This window comes from Rathayibacter rhapontici (assembly GCF_001995175.1).
GTDB lineage: Bacteria > Actinomycetota > Actinomycetes > Actinomycetales > Microbacteriaceae > Rathayibacter.
In genome coordinates this window covers 1-14,873 of record NZ_MUKN01000074.1, presented here as the reverse complement: position 1 = coordinate 14,873, position 14,873 = coordinate 1, and the positions used below count along the sequence as shown (strand labels likewise).

Sequence of the window (14,873 nt, the reverse complement as noted above, 5' to 3'; positions counted from 1 at the left end):
GTCTCGGCCGCCTCGGTCGCGACCGTCCCGCGGATGGCCGCGGCCTCGCGGACGGCGTCCTGCGTCATCACGTCGCGGCGTCCGCCGCCTTGCCGAGCGTGGCGGCGGCCTGCGCCTCCGACTCGTTGCGGGTGCGGTCGGCGCGTCGGCGCGCGTCCGAGACCAGGCGCTCGGCCTCGTCGCGCGCCTCCTGGAGGACCCGGTCCCCGTCGTCGCGGGTCGAGCGGCGCAGGGCCGCTGCGTCGTTCTCGGCCTGGGCGATGATCCGCTCGGACTGCTCCTCGGCCACCCGGAGCGTGCGCTCGAGCTTCGCGCCGAGGCCCGCGTAGGTGGGCGCGCCGACCTGCTGCAGCTCCTTCTCGAGCTGGTCGATGCGCGAGGCGAGCCGCTTGGACTCGCGACCGCTCTCGGCGGCCTGGGTGTTCGCGTGGATCAGCTCGCGCCGCAGACCCTGGATGGCCTTGTCGACCTCGTCGCGGTCGTACCCGCGGAACGCCTGGGTGAATTCGGCCTCGTCGCTTGCCACGTCGTCTCCTCCGGAAGGTCAGCGCCACGCTCGCGGCACTCCGGGAAGTTTAGTCAGCGGTCGGCGCCCCGCTCGGAGGCGACACCCGCTCGCGGCACCCGCCGCGCCCACTCTCGGCGGATCTCCTGGGTCGGGCCGAGGGCATCGGCTATCGTGGACTGTCTTTGTCTGTTGCCGTCGTGCCCCGGTCCGGCCGTTCCAGCCGAACCGGCTGAGGCCGCCCCCCGATCCGGCAACGCAGGAGGAGTACTTTCGTGCGGTTCGTCTTCGCCATCATCGCCACCGTCATCGCTGCCGCGTTGATAGCGCTCGGCATCGGTCAGCGCACGGTGTGGGCTCCGCCCGAGTCGCTGACCGCGAGCACCGTCCTCGAGTCGGACGCGCCGTACGCCGTCGTCGACGGCAGTGTCCTCGCCTCGAACGAGGGTCGGCAGTCGATCACCGTGGAAGGCGAGGGCGACCTCGTCCTCACCTACGCCCGGACCAGCGACGTGCTCGGCTGGGTCGGCGGGTCGGAGTACGACGAGATCGGCTACGACGCCGAGACCGACGAGCTCACCGCCTCGACCGAGACCGGCACGCCGATCGACCTGGCCGCCGACGTGCTGACGGCCGACGCCGAGATCGTGGATCCCCGGGGCGCCGACCTGTGGCTCGAGCAGCTCGAGGGAGCGGGGAGCATCGACGTCGCACTGGACGTGCCCGAGGACATCTCTCTCCTGATCGCGACCGACGGGACCGCCCCGGCCGCGGACGAGATCCGGGTCAGCTGGCCCGTCGACACCGCGACCCCGCTCGCCGGCCCGCTGCTCGCCGGCGGTGCGCTCTTCCTCCTGATCGGCCTCGGCCTGTACATCTGGGCCTTCGTGCACCTGCGCCGTCAGCACGGCCCGCGCCGCAAGGGACCGCAGGGCAAGGTCCCCCGCGGGGTGCGGCGTCCGCGTCCCCGTGCAGGGATCCAGGCGTCCATCGCCGCGCCCGCGCGGAGCCGCCGCCGCGGTCTGCTCGTGCTCCCCGTCGTCCTGGGCACCACCGCCCTGCTCGCCGGCTGCAGCTCCGACTACTGGCCCGACCTCGCGGCCGGCGCCACCGCCACCCCCACCGCCACGGCGACCTCCACGGCAGGCGCCGAGCCCGTGGCCGAGATCCCGACCCCCGTCGTCACCACGCAGCAGGCGGAGGCGATCGTCACGTCGATCGCCGACGTCGCCTCCGCCGCCGATGCGGCCCGCGATGCGGCGATCCTCGCCGAGCGCTTCCAGGGCGAGGCTCTCACCGAGCGGCGGACGAACTACGAGGTCGTGAGCAAGGGCGGCACGATCGACGCCCCCCAGGCGATCCCGGCATCGCCCGTCAGCGTCGTCCTCCCGCAGGACACCGACTCCTGGCCCCGGCTGGTCACCGCCGTGGTCGGCGACCCGGCCGACACCACCACGGCGCCGATCGCGCTGATGATGAGCCAGGCGAGCCCCCGCGTCGACTACAAGGTCGACTACGCGATCTCGCTCGAGGCCAACGCGCGCATCCCCGATGTGGCGCCGGTCACCGTCGGCACCTCGATCGTCGCGCCGGACTCGCGTCTGATGACCCTCGCACCGGAGGCGGTCGGCGCCGCCTACGCCGACATCCTCGCCACCGGCGACGCGAGCCAGTACGCCGAGCTGTTCTCGCCCGACGGCGACACCCTGCGCGGCCAGGTCGGCGTCGACAAGAAGAACGCCGACCGCGAGGCGCTGCCCGACACCGCCTCGATCGAGTTCTCGAACAAGGCCGGCAATTCGCCCACCATCGCCCTGGCGACCAACGACTCCGGCGCCCTCGTCGCCGCGAGCATCGCCGAGGTGTCGACGGTCAGGCCGACCGCGGAGGGATCGACCGTCTCGACCTCCGGTGCCTCGCAGACCCTGCTCGGCACCGACAAGTCGACGACGGGGATCGAGACCACCTACGGTTATCAGTTGTTGTTCTACGTACCGCCCGTCGGATCGGAGGAGAAGATCGTGATGCTCGGATGGAGCCAGGGACTCGTCTCGGTGGTGCAGCTGCCGTGAGCGCCGTCCCGCCCCTGCCCGGAAACCTCCGCGGCGCCGTCGACCTGTCGAGCCTGGTGAACCGGCGCGCGCCCCAGCGCCCGCGCCGACCGCCGCTCCCGGAGCGGCGGCCGCCGGATCCGCCCCCGCCAACCCGCTGCTGCTGACCGCGGGGGATGCCGAGTTCGACCAGGTCGTCCAGCTCTCCTCGCGCGTGCCCGTGATCGTTGACCTGCGCGGCTCCTGGTCCGAGCAGAGCACGAGCATGACCGCGCTGCTCGAGAAGGTCGTCGTCTCGTACGCCGGGGCGTTCGTGCTCGTCGGCGTCGACGCGGAGTCCAGCCCCCAGCTCGCCCAGGCGTTCCAGGTGCAATCCGTGCCGACCGTCGCCGCCGTGATCGCCGGACGACCGGTGCCGCTGTTCAGCGGCCTGATCGCCGAGGAGCAGCTCCGCGACCTGCTCGAGCAGCTGCTCCAGCTCGCCGCGCAGAACGGAGTGACGGGGTCGGTCCCCGTCGAGGGCGTCCCGACCGAGGAGGGCGCCGAGCCAGAGGCCGCTCCGCTGCCCCCGCACCACCAGGAGGCGTACGACGCGATCGACGCCGGCGACTACGACGCCGCGATCACCGAGTACGAGACCGCCATCGCCCAGAACCCGCGTGACGACCTCGCCGTCGCCGGCCTCGCCCAGGTCAAGCTGCTGAAGCGACTCCAGGGGAGGACGCTGGAGGAGGTGCGCTCCACCGCCGCCGCCGAGCCGTCGAACCTCGACGCGCAGCTCGCCGTCGCCGACCTCGACGTCTCCGGCGGCCACGTGGAGGACGCCTTCGACCGCCTCCTGTCGATCTTCCCCCGGCTCGACGCCGACGGGAAGGCCGCCGTGCGCGCCCGCCTGCTCGAACTGTTCGAGATCGTCGGGACGACCGACCCGCGCGTCAACAAGGCCAGGGCGCGGCTGACCGGTCTCCTGTACTGAGTTCTCTGGCGGGGCGAGCGCGAGCGCTCGCCCCGCCGCGGTCGGCTGGGTGGGTGGTCGCGTTCTCGTGAGCGGGGTGCGTTCGGCTCGCTCGAAACGCTGACACGCGTTTCTCGCCCATCGCCTTCGGGAGGGCGCGTGGTCAGTCCACGGGAGGTTGTCGATGGGCTCCGCTGCGCGGTCGGGTGGAGAGGCGTCGAATGTGTGAGCGTGCTGCGCACGGCTCCTTCGGGTGAGCGTGCTGCGCACGGCTCCTTCGGGTGAGCGTGCTGCGCACAGCTCCTTCGGGTGAGCGTGCCGGGTGCCGCTCCTCTGATTGTGGTTTCTGCGCACGGGGCCTTCGTCTGAACGTGCTGCGCACGGCCCGCGCGATCAAGCGTGCTGTGGGTGGTTCCCTGCGACCGAGAGAGTCGCGCACGTCCTTCGGTGGTGAGCGCGCGGCGAGCGGCTCCGCCACGGGGAGCGTCCGAGGTCGGCCCCGCTGACCATGGGGAGGCGTGGCGACTCGGCGGGGGAACGGGGCGGGGGTGCGCTGAGGAGGGTCAGCGGACGATCGTAAGTGACCTTCAGGTGGGGTGGTACGCCGACGGCGGGCGGAGGGTCGCTGGGCGCCCGCTCCGCCCGCCGGTGAGGTGCCGAGGGTCAGTCGGAGGCGGGGCGCAGGTAGAGGGCGGCCAGCGGGGGGAGGACGACCTCGGCGGAGGCGGGGCGGCCGGACCACGGCTCGTCCTTGGCCTCGACGGAGCCGAAGTTGCCGACTCCCGAGCCGCCGTAGATCTCGGCATCGGTGTTGACGAGCTCCTCCCAGCGGCCGGCGACGGGCAGGCTGACCCGGTAGCCGTGCACGGGCGAACCCGAGAAGTTCACGATCACCGCGACCGGCCGACCCTGCTTGTCCTTGCGCAGGAACGAGATGACGTTCGGAGCGGCGGAGCCGCCGTCGATCCACTCGAAGCCCGCCTGATCGAAGTCGAGCTCCCACAGCGACGGCGTCTCGCGGTACACGCGGTTCAGCTGGCCGACGAGATCGAAGAGACCGCGGTGCGCGGGCTGGTCGAGGATCCACCAGTCCAGGCCCCGCTCCTCCGACCACTCGGAGTACTGGCCGAACTCCTGGCCCATGAAGAGCAGCTGCTTGCCCGGGTGCGCCCACATGAACGCGAGGTACGCCCGCAGGTTCGCGCGCTGCTGCCAGTGGTCGCCGGGCATCTTCTGGATCAGCGACCCCTTGCCGTGCACGACCTCGTCGTGGCTGATCGGCAGGACGAAGTTCTCACTGAAGGCGTAGACGAACGAGAAGGTGATCTCGCCCAGGTGGTACTGGCGCCAGAGCGGATCGTTCGCCATGTAGTTCAGCGAGTCGTGCATCCAGCCCATGTTCCACTTGAGCCCGAAGCCGAGACCGCCCGAGACGGTGGGCTGGGTGACGCCCGGCCAGCTGGTCGACTCCTCGGCGATCATCATGATGCCGGGGTAGAGCTTGTAGGCCGTGGCGTTCACCTCCTGCAGGAAGCTGATCGCCTCGAGGTGCTCGCGGCCGCCGTGCTCGTTCGGCAGCCACTCGCCCTCCTTGCGGGAGTAGTCGAGGTAGAGCATCGAGGCGACCGCGTCCACGCGGAGGCCGTCGACGTGGAACTCCTCGAGCCAGTAGAGGGCGTTCGCGACGAGGAAGTTGCGGACCTGCGTGTGACCGAAGTCGAAGACGTAGGTGCCCCAGTCCATCTGCTCGCCGCGGCGCCAGTCCGGGTGCTCGTAGAGGGGCTCGCCGTCGAAGCGCGCGAGGGCGAAGTCGTCCTTCGGGAAGTGACCGGGGACCCAGTCGACGATGACGCCGATCCCGGCCTGGTGGAGCCGGTCGATCAGGTACTTCAGGTCGTCGGCGGTGCCGAAGCGGCTCGACGCCGCGTAGTACCCCGTGACCTGATAGCCCCAGGAGCCTCCGAACGGGTGCTCCGCGAGCGGCATGAACTCGACGTGGGTGAAGCCGAGCTCGGTGACGTACTCGATGAGCGGATCCGCCAGATCGCGGTAGCCGAGGCCGGGGCGCCACGAGCCGAGGTGCATCTCGTAGACGCTGAGCGCCTGAGTGTGCGGGTCGACCGCCGCGCGATGCGCCATCCAGTCGCCGTCGCTCCACTGGTGGTGCGAGACCGCGATGCGCGAGGCGGTCGCGGGCGGCACCTCGGTCGAGCGGGCCATCGGGTCGGCCTTGCGCACCCAGTGCCCGTCGCGCGAGAGCAGATCGAACTTGTAGGGGGCGCCGGGCTCGAGACCCGGGACGAAGATCTCCCAGACGCCGGTGACGCCGAGGTTGCGGAGGGCGTGGCCCTCGCCGCTCCACTGGTTGAAGTCGCCGACCACGCGGACCGCCTGGGCGTGCGGGGCCCAGACCGAGAACGACGTGCCCCAGACCCCCTCGTGCTCGCGGTGACGGGCGCCGAGCGCCTCCCAGAGCCGCTCGTGGCGGCCCTCGCCGATGAGGTAGAGGTCGAAGTCGCCGACGGTCTTCGAGAAGCGGTAGGGGTCCTCCGCCGTCCACTCGCCGCCGTCGCCGTAGCGGGCCTCGATCGTGTACGCCTGCGGACCCAGGATGTGGAAGCCCTGCCAGATGCCGTCGTGGAGGTGCGTGAGCTCGACGCGCGCACCGGTCGAGAGCACCGCGACGACCTTGTCGGCCAGGGGACGCCGGGTCCGCACCACGGTCACCGGGTCGGCGACGCCCTGAGCGGCGACGACGTGCTGGCCGAGCACGTGGTGGGGGAGCGCGTTGCTACCGGTCGCGAGCTGCTGGAGGATCCACTCCTCGATGACGGGGAGCTCGATGCCCGAGGACCCCTCGACGACCGAGTCGGACGGAGCCGCGCGAGTGGCGCTCGACTCCTCGGCCGACGGGGCCGCGGCCTCCTCGGTTCCCGTGCCCGTGGTCGTCGCCGAGCTCGTGCCGGTCGTCACGACGGTCTCGACGCGCGGGGCGAGGCCCGCCTGCTCGGCCGGGGTGGCGGCCTCGTCGCCGGGGGTGGTTGCGCTCATCGCTCGTCCGCCTTCACGCTCAGGATGTGCACGGGCTCGACGAACGAGTCCAGCCGCACGTAGTTGTCGCTCGACCAGGTCCAGACGGCCCCGGTGATCAGGTCCTCGACCTGGAACGAGTCGCCCCACTCCCGTCCCAGTGCGGGCAGGTCGAGGTGCACGGTCGTCTCGCGGGCCGAGTGGGGATCGGTGTTGACCACGACGATCAGGGTGTCGGCGGTCCCGGTGCCCGTGAACTCCTTCTGCAGGTGCTTCGTGTAGACGATGATCGCCTCGTCGTCGCTGCGGTGCACCTGGAGGTTGCGGCGCTGCGCGAGAGCGGGGTGCGCCTTCCGGATCTCGTTGAGCCGGGTGATGTACGGGGCGAGCGAGCGTCCGGAGGCGGCCGCCGCCTCCCAGTCGCGCGTCTTGTACTCGAACTTCTCGTTGTCGATGTTCTCCTCGGCGCCGGGGCGCGCGACGTTCTCGACGAGCTCGTAGCCGGCGTAGACGCCCCAGAGGGGCGAGGCCGTGGCGGCGAGGGCCGCGCGCACCTTGTAGGCCGCCGGTCCGCCGTACTGCAGGTACTCGGTGAGGATGTCGGGCGTGTTCACGAAGAGGTTCGGCCGCATGTAGTCGGCCGTCTCGTGGGAGATGCTCGTGAAGAACTCCTCGAGCTCCTCCTTGGTGTTGCGCCAGGTGAAGTACGAGTACGACTGCTGGAAGCCCACCTTGCCCAGGGCCCGCATGATCGCGGGGCGCGTGAACGCCTCCGCGAGGAACACGACGTCGGGGTGCTCGGCGTTGACCTCGTGGATGATCCACTCCCAGAAGTCGAGCGGCTTCGTGTGCGGGTTGTCGACGCGGAAGATCCGGACTCCGAGCGAGATCCAGTAGCGCAGGATCCGCAGCGACTCCTGGCGGATGCCTGGGGATCGTTGTCGAAGTTGATCGGGTAGATGTCCTGGTACTTCTTCGGCGGGTTCTCGGCGTACGCGATCGTGCCGTCCGGGAGGGTCGTGAACCACTCCGGGTGGCTCGTCACCCACGGGTGGTCCGGCGAGGCCTGCAGCGCGAAGTCGAGCGCGAGCTCGAGGCCCGCCTCCTTCACGGCGTCGTGGAAGGCGGTGAAGTCCTCGACGGTGCCCAGGTCGGGGTGGATCGCGTCGTGGCCGCCCTCGGCCGCTCCGATCGCCCACGGGGAGCCCGGATCGGCGGGACCGGCGTTCAGGGTGTTGTTCGGACCCTTGCGGAACGTCCGGCCGATCGGGTGGATAGGCGGCAGGTACAGCACATCGAAGCCCATCGCGGCGACGGCGGGCAGGCGCTCGGCAGCGGTGCGGAAGGTCCCGCTGGTGACCGTGCCGTCCTCGTTCCGCACCGCGCCCTCGGAGCGCGGGAAGAACTCGTACCAGGCGCCGACGCCCGCGCGGGTGCGCTCGACGTGCACGACGCGCGGCTCCGAGAGGCTGGAGAGGCTCATCACCGGACGCGCCGTGAGCGCCCCGTGGACCGCGGCGTCCTCGGCGGCCGCCAGGCGCGCCTCCGGAGAGAGCGAGGTGTCGGCGACGCTCGCCGCCGTGTCGGCCAGCAGGGTGCGCTCGGTTCCCGAGCGCGACTCGTCCCCGGCGGCCGAGCGGAGCAGACCTGCGCCCACCGCGAAGGTGACGTCGACATCGAGGCCGGCCGGGATCTTGATCTCGGCCGTGTGCAGCCAGGTCGCCCAGTCGTCGGCGAAGGAGCGGATGCGGTAGGTCCAGTCGCCCTCGGCGTCCAGGCGCACGAGCCGGCCGTAGCGGTCGGTGCCGGTCGCGATCAGGCTCATGCGGTGCTCGGACTCATCGCCCGAGGGCGATGTGAGGAGCAGGTCGACGCCGATGAGGTCGTGGCCCTCGCGGAACGCGGTCGCCGCGAACGGCACGACCTCTCCGACGAAGGCCTTCGCCGGCCAGCGGTCGTCCTCGAGCCGCGGCTGCGGGTCGATGATCGGGAGGCGCTCGGCGCGGGTGCGGTATCCGCTGCCGACGGGGGCCGGTGCCGCCGGTTCCGCCACCGGCGCGGGTTCGGGAGGCGTCACCGCCTCGGGGGTCGGAACGGGGCGCCCGCGGGCCGCTCGCCGTGCGTCTTTGCCGTGTGAGGACGTGCCGAAAGGTGTCTGAGCCACGTCACGACAGTAGCGACCCGGGCGTGCTTCGGCACGCCGCTTGCGCCCGCACTCGGGCCTGTGCAAACGGTCCCGGGTGCGCCCGCTCCCGAGCCGTCGTGGTCCGCTAGGGTGTGCGAGCGCGCGCGACCCCCGGCGCTCTGCGCCCGTGCACGCCGGGATCCGCAGAGAGTCGAGGAGTGCCGTGAAGGCCATCCGCCGCTTCACCGTCCGTTCGGTCCTGCCGCCCGAGCTCTCCGCGCTCGGCGAGCTCGCCGGCAACCTGCGCTGGGCGTGGCACGAGCCCACCCGCCGCCTGTTCGAGCGCGTGGATCCGGCGCTCTGGCGCAGGGGAGGAGCCGACCCGACCGCGCTGCTGGGCGCCGTCAGCCCGGAGCGGCTCGCCGAGCTCTCGCAGGACCGTGGTTTCGTCGAGGACGCGTGGCGTCTGCGCGAGGAGCTCGAGCGCTACCGCACCGAGCCGCGCTGGTACCAGTCGCTGCCGGAGTCGGCTCCGCGCTCCCTCGCCTACTTCTCTCCCGAGTTCGGCATCGCCGCCGCTCTCCCGCAGTACTCCGGCGGTCTCGGGATCCTCGCGGGCGACCACCTCAAGGCCTCGTCGGATCTCGGCGTCCCGCTGACCGGCGTCGGGCTCTTCTACCGGTCCGGCTACTTCGCGCAGGGCCTCTCGGCCGACGGCTGGCAGATCGAGTCGTACCCCTCCCTCGACCCCGACGGACTGCCGCTGCGCGTCGTCCGGCTCGCCGACGGCTCGGCCGCCCGGATCGTGCTCGCGCTGCCGGACGGCCGAGCGCTGTACGCGCGCGTGTGGCGGGCCGAGGTGGGCCGGGTGACCCTCCTCCTGCTCGACACCGACATCCCCGAGAACGAGGACTCCTTCCGCTCGGTCACCGACCGCCTCTACGGCGGCGGCGGCGAGAACCGGCTGCTGCAGGAGCTGCTGCTGGGCATCGGCGGTGTGCGCGCTCTCGAGCTGTGGTCCGAGGTGTCGGGCACCCCGCTCCCGGAGGTGTTCCACACCAACGAGGGGCACGCGGGCTTCCAGGGGCTCGAGCGCATCTCGGGGCTGATCGGGTCGGGCCTCGCCTTCGACGAGGCTCTCCAGGTCGTCCGCGCCTCCACCGTCTTCACGACGCACACCCCGGTGCCCGCCGGCATCGACCGCTTCGACCGCGGGCTCATCCAGGAGTACTTCTCGACCGAGCTGCTCCCGGGCGTCCAGGTCGAGGACGTGCTCGCGCTCGGCGCCGAGTCGTACGACGGCGGCTCCGAGCACGTCTTCAACATGGCGGTGATGGGGCTCCGCCTCGCCCAGCGCTCGAACGGCGTCTCCCAGCTGCACGGCGAGGTCAGCCGCGGCATGTTCTCGGGCCTCTGGCCGGGGTTCGACACGTCGGAGGTGCCGATCGGCTCGGTCACGAACGGGGTGCACGCGCCGACCTGGACGGACCCGGTGCTGACCGCCCTCGCCCGCGAGCGACTCGGCACCGAGGACACCACGCGCGCCGACTGGTCCTCCGGGGCCCTCAGCGACTACGACCTCTGGGCGGCCCGGCGCACCCTTCGGGAGCAGCTCGTGCGCGACGCCCGGGTGCGCGCGGCGCGGTCGTGGCGGGAGCAGAACCCCGGCGGTCTCACTCCCGGCTGGCTCGACGAGATGCTCGACCCGGACGTCCTGACCATCGGCTTCGCCCGACGGGTGCCGACCTACAAGCGGCTGACGCTGATGCTGCACGATCCGGAGCGGCTGCGCGCCCTGCTCACGCATCCGGAGCGCCCGATCCAGATCGTCATCGCCGGCAAGTCGCACCCGGCCGACGAGGAGGGCAAGCGGCTCATCCAGCGCCTCGTCCGCTTCGCGCAGGAGGCGGACGTGCGCCGCCGCATCGTGTTCCTGCCCGACTACGACATCGCCATGGCCCAGCTGCTCTACCCGGGAACGGACGTCTGGCTCAACAACCCGCTGCGGCCGCTGGAGGCGTGCGGCACCTCCGGCATGAAGGCGGCGCTCAACGGCTCGTTGAACCTGTCGATCCTCGACGGCTGGTGGAACGAGTACTTCGACGGCGAGAACGGCTGGGCGATCCCCTCTTCCGACCGCGCCCTCGATCCCGAGGCGCGCGACACACTGGAGGCCGACGCCCTCTACGAGCTGCTCGAGAGCGAGGTCGTGCCCCGGTTCTACGAGCGCGACCATGACGGAGTGCCGCGCCGCTGGGTCCGCTCGATCCGCCACACGCTCGCCACGCTCTCGCCCGAGCTGTCGGCGGAGCGGATGGTGCAGCAGTACGTCGAGTCCCTCTACCGTCCGGCGGCCGAGGCGCACCGGGCGGTCGCCGTCGACCACTTCGAGCCGGCCAAGGAGCTGTCGGCGTGGAAGCGCCGCGTGCGGGCCGGCTGGCCGGGAGTGGCGGTCGCCTCAGTCGAGTCGGGCGGGATCGACGCCGTCCCGCAGCGGGGCGACCGGCTGGCCGTCCGCGCGGGGGTGCTGCTCGGCGAGCTCTCGCCCGAGGACGTGACGGTGCAGGTGGTCTACGGCACGACCGCGCCCGACGGCTCGCTCACCGACGTGCGCAGCCAGGACCTCGAGGTCGCCGAGGCCGCGGGGGCCGTGGTGCCCGCCGACGCCGTCGGGCGGACGCCGTACGCCGGAGTGGTCGAGCTGGATCGCAGCGGCACCTTCGGCTACACCGTGCGGGTGGTGCCGAGGCACCCCCTGCTGGCGCGCGCCGCCGAGCTCGGGCTCGTCGCGGCCGCGGGCTGAGCCGTCAGCGGCCGATGGCGGCCGTGATCGCCCCGGTCGCGGCGATCAGGTCGGCCGGAGCGAGCTCGATGTCGAAGCCGCGCCGCCCGCCCGAGACGAGGACCGTGTCGAACAGCTCGGCGGTCTCGTCGAGCACGGTGCGGTGGCGCGTCTTCTGGCCGAGGGGCGAGATGCCGCCGAGCACGTAGCCGGTGCGCCGCTGAGCGAGCGCCGGGTCGGCCATGGCGGCCTTCTTGCCGCCCAGGGCCGCCGCCAGCTCCTTGAGGTCGAGCGAGCCGCTGACCGGCACGATGCCGACCACGAGCTCGCCGTCGACATCGGCGAGCAGGGTCTTGAACACGCGGTCCGGCTCCACTCCGAGGGCCTCGGCGGCTTCGGAACCGTAGCCCGTCGTCGCCGGATCGTGCCGGTACTCGCGCGGCGTGAACGGGATGCCCGCAGCGGCCAGGGCGACCGTCGCCGGCGTGCCCGGACCGCTCCGCGCCATCAGGCGACCGCTCCGGAGGAGGACGCCTCCGCCGCATGGGCCGCGAAGAGCTGCATCGACGTGCCCGCCACGCGGATCACCTGGCCCGGCTCGAACGACTCGCCGTGCTCGAGGGGCACCGGCTCGTCGCTGCTCCACAGCCGGGTGTAGCCGGTGACGCCCTCGCTCGCGGCGAGGACGACGCTCGTCTCGTGCTCGACCCCGTGCACCACGAGGAGGACGCGATCGAGCTCCTCGGTCTCGGGGGTGGAGGTGGCGAGGTACTGCATCGTCCGGTTCCCGGCCGAGGTCCAGTCGTGCTCGGACATCCGACGGCCGTGGACGTCGAACCAGTGCATCGTGCTCGCGCTCGGCGTCACCTCGCCCTCGCGCCCGTAGCGGGAGGGGCGCAGCGCCGGATGCTCGCGGCGGAGCCGGATGAGCGTGCGCGCGTGCTCGCGCAGCTCGAGCTGCCACTCGCTGCGGCTGTCCCATCGGAGCCACGTGAGGTCCGAGTCCTGGCAGTAGGCGTTGTTGTTGCCGCGCTGACTGCGGCCGAACTCGTCGCCCGCCGTGATCATCGGGACTCCCGCCGAGAGCAGGAGCGTGCCGAGCAGGTTGCGCATGGCCTTGCGGCGCGCGAGGGTGACGCCCTCGTCGGAAGTGGGTCCCTCGAAGCCGTGGTTGAAGGAGCGGTTGTTGTCCGACCCGTCGCGGTTCGACTCGCCGTTGCCGATGTTGTGCTTGACGTTGTAGGAGACCAGGTCGGCGAGCGTGAATCCGTCGTGCGCGGTGACGAAGTTGACGGAGGCGAGCGGGCCGCGCTCGGCCGAGAACGTGTTGGAGGACCCGGTCAGGCGGGTGGCGAAACCGCCGATGCCGACGGGGGCCGTGCCGGCGCGACGGGCGTAGTCGATGTCCGACAGCCAGAAGTTGCGGACCCGGTCGCGGTAGCGGTCGTTCCACTCCGACCAGCCGGCCGGGAAGTTCCCCGTCTGCCAGCCGCCCATGCCGACGTCCCACGGCTCGGCGATCATCTTGACGTCGGCGAGCTCCGGGTCCTCGACCGCGGCGACGAGCAGCGGGTGGTCGGAGCGGAAGTGCGCGTTCTCGTCGCGGCCGAGCGTCGCGGCCAGGTCGAGGCGGAAGCCGTCGATGCCGACCTCGGAGGACCAGTACCGGAGGGAGTCGAGCACCATCCGCTGCGCGACGGGCCGTCCGAAGTCGATCGTGTTGCCGCATCCGGTCACGTCGACGTAGTGGCCCTCGTCGGTCTGGCGATACCAGCTCGCGTCGTCGATGCCGCGCAGGCTCGAGCGCGGGCCGGAGGGCCCCTCCTCGGCGGTGTGGTTGTAGACGACGTCGAGGATCACCTCGAGGCCCGCCTCGTGCAGGAGCTTCACCATGCCCTTGAACTCCCGCAGCACGGCGGTCGGGCCTCCGCGCTGCGCCGCGGGAGAGGCGTAGGCGGCGTGAGGGCTGAAGAAGTTGAGCGTGTTGTAGCCCCAGTAGTTGGTGAGCCCCTGCCGCAGCAGCCGCTGCTCCGAGACGAAGGCGTGCACCGGCAGCAGCTCGACGGCGGTCACTCCGAGCTCCAGGAGCGACGCGACGGTCGACTCGTGCGCGAGCCCCGCGTAGGTGCCCCGCAGCTCGACGGGCAGCGCCGTGTTGAGCTTGGTGAGGCCCTTCACGTGCGCCTCGTAGACGACGGTGCGGTCCCACGGCGTGCCGGGCTTCACCGAGCCGCCCCAGTCGAAGGAGTCGTCGACGACGACCGAGCGCCACTCGTTCTCGGCGACCCGCAGCAGGCCCTTCGAATAGGGCTCGAGCAGCGCCGTCCGCGGATCGAACCGGTGGCGCGGTCCCTCCGGACCGTCGACGCGGATCGCGTACCGGCGCCCGGGCGTCAGCAGCGCCGACCGGGCCGACCAGACGTCCCCCTCGCCCCGGACGAGCGGCACCGTGCGCGCGACCCAGGCGGGGTCCTTCTCGTCGTACAGCAGGAGGTCGATGGCGCTCGCGTTCGCCGACCAGACCCGCAGCTCGCCGCCCTCCCCGTCCACGGTCACGCCGAGCCGGGACAGAGGGTGGTGAGAGGTCATGCGACTTACAGTAGTGAAGGGCCGGAGACCTCCTCCGCGCCCGCACGCGGACGGGGGACAGCGGTGATCTACCTCGACCACGCGGCCACGACTCCGATGCGCGCCTCGGCGCTCGCCGCCTTCGTCGAGGCCTCGCAGAGCCCGGGCAACCCCTCCTCGGTGCACGGCGCCGGGCAGGAGGCGCGCCGCCGCCTCGAGGACGCGCGCCAGATCCTCGCCGGATCGCTGGGCTGCGAGCCCGTCGAGGTGATCCTGACCGCGGGCGGCACGGAGGCGATCAACCTCGCGCTCAAGGGCCTCTACTGGCAGCGCCGCGCCGAGGACCCGGCCCGGCGGCGGATCCTGGTGCCCGGGGGAGAGCACCACGCGACGATCGACAGCGTCGAGTGGCTCGCGCAGCACGAGGGCGCCTCGATCGAGTGGCTCGAGCTCGATGCCGAGGGCGTCCTGCGCCCCGAGGTGCTCGCCTCGGCGATCGCCCGCGACCCCGCGTCCGTCGCGCTGGTGTCGGCGCTGTGGGTCAACAACGAGATCGGCACGATCGCGCCGGTCGTCGAGCTCGCGGCGGTCTGCGCCGACGCCGGAGTGCCGCTGCACCTCGACGCCGTCGCCGCGTTCGGCCACCTCCCTCTCGCGATCGCGGACGCCGCCGGGCGTCCGGCTCGGGCGGGGGAGCCGGACTCGCCGCCGTGAGCGTCTCCGGCCACAAGGTGGGCGGGCCGATCGCGACCGGTGCCCTCGTGCTCGCGCGGGACGCCCGGGTCGTCCCGGTGCTGCACGGCGGGGGCCAGCAGCGCGGCGTCCGGTCCGGGACCCAGGACGTCGCGGGCGCAGCC

General features: G+C 72.1%; 8 protein-coding genes and 1 pseudogene. 4 read left to right on the top strand and 5 right to left on the bottom strand.

Translation table 11 applies throughout. From position 1 onward, the window contains the following. Positions 1-67: 67 nt before the first annotated feature. A complete protein-coding gene (locus B0T42_RS17210; protein WP_077224249.1) occupies positions 68-526 on the bottom strand; it encodes a DivIVA domain-containing protein in 459 nt (152 codons plus the stop codon). A gap of 254 nt (positions 527-780) precedes the next feature. Between B0T42_RS17210 and B0T42_RS17205 the strand changes: the two genes are divergently transcribed. Beyond that, complete coding sequence (locus B0T42_RS17205; protein WP_077224248.1) at positions 781-2,577, top strand: DUF8094 domain-containing protein; 1,797 nt, start codon at positions 781-783, stop codon at positions 2,575-2,577. A 193-nt stretch (positions 2,578-2,770) separates the two neighbouring features. Next, on the top strand, positions 2,771-3,532 hold the full coding sequence (locus tag B0T42_RS17200) for a tetratricopeptide repeat protein (protein WP_446737392.1): 762 nt from the start codon (positions 2,771-2,773) through the stop codon (positions 3,530-3,532). Positions 3,533-4,174: 642 nt separating this feature from the next. Here B0T42_RS17200 and glgB read toward each other — a convergent pair. Then, positions 4,175-6,562, bottom strand: coding sequence for a 1,4-alpha-glucan branching protein GlgB (glgB, locus tag B0T42_RS17195; protein WP_077224247.1), 2,388 nt, complete (start codon positions 6,560-6,562; stop codon positions 4,175-4,177). Then, positions 6,559-8,594, bottom strand: a pseudogene (locus B0T42_RS17190) (alpha-1,4-glucan--maltose-1-phosphate maltosyltransferase). The gene glgB and the pseudogene B0T42_RS17190 overlap by 4 nt, the downstream one beginning before the upstream one ends. 295 nt (positions 8,595-8,889) lie before the next feature. On the opposite strand from B0T42_RS17190, the gene glgP reads away from it, so the two are divergent. Then, complete coding sequence (gene glgP, locus B0T42_RS17185; protein WP_077224246.1) at positions 8,890-11,469, top strand: alpha-glucan family phosphorylase; 2,580 nt, start codon at positions 8,890-8,892, stop codon at positions 11,467-11,469. A 4-nt stretch (positions 11,470-11,473) separates the two neighbouring features. On the opposite strand, the gene ybaK is transcribed toward glgP, so the two are convergent. Both ybaK and glgX read right to left on the bottom strand, forming a co-directional pair. Beyond that, on the bottom strand, positions 11,474-11,956 hold the full coding sequence (ybaK, locus tag B0T42_RS17180) for a Cys-tRNA(Pro) deacylase (protein WP_077224245.1): 483 nt from the start codon (positions 11,954-11,956) through the stop codon (positions 11,474-11,476). Beyond that, complete coding sequence (glgX, locus tag B0T42_RS17175) at positions 11,956-14,037, bottom strand: glycogen debranching protein GlgX (RefSeq protein WP_077224244.1); 2,082 nt, start codon at positions 14,035-14,037, stop codon at positions 11,956-11,958. The genes ybaK and glgX overlap by 1 nt, the downstream gene beginning before the upstream one ends. Positions 14,038-14,100: 63 nt before the next feature. Here glgX and B0T42_RS17170 point away from each other — a divergent pair, with 63 nt between their 5' ends. Beyond that, positions 14,101-14,730: a cysteine desulfurase family protein gene (locus tag B0T42_RS17170; RefSeq protein WP_236720379.1), complete on the top strand. Its 630-nt coding sequence runs from the start codon at positions 14,101-14,103 to the stop codon at positions 14,728-14,730. The last annotated feature ends 143 nt before the right edge of the window (positions 14,731-14,873 follow it).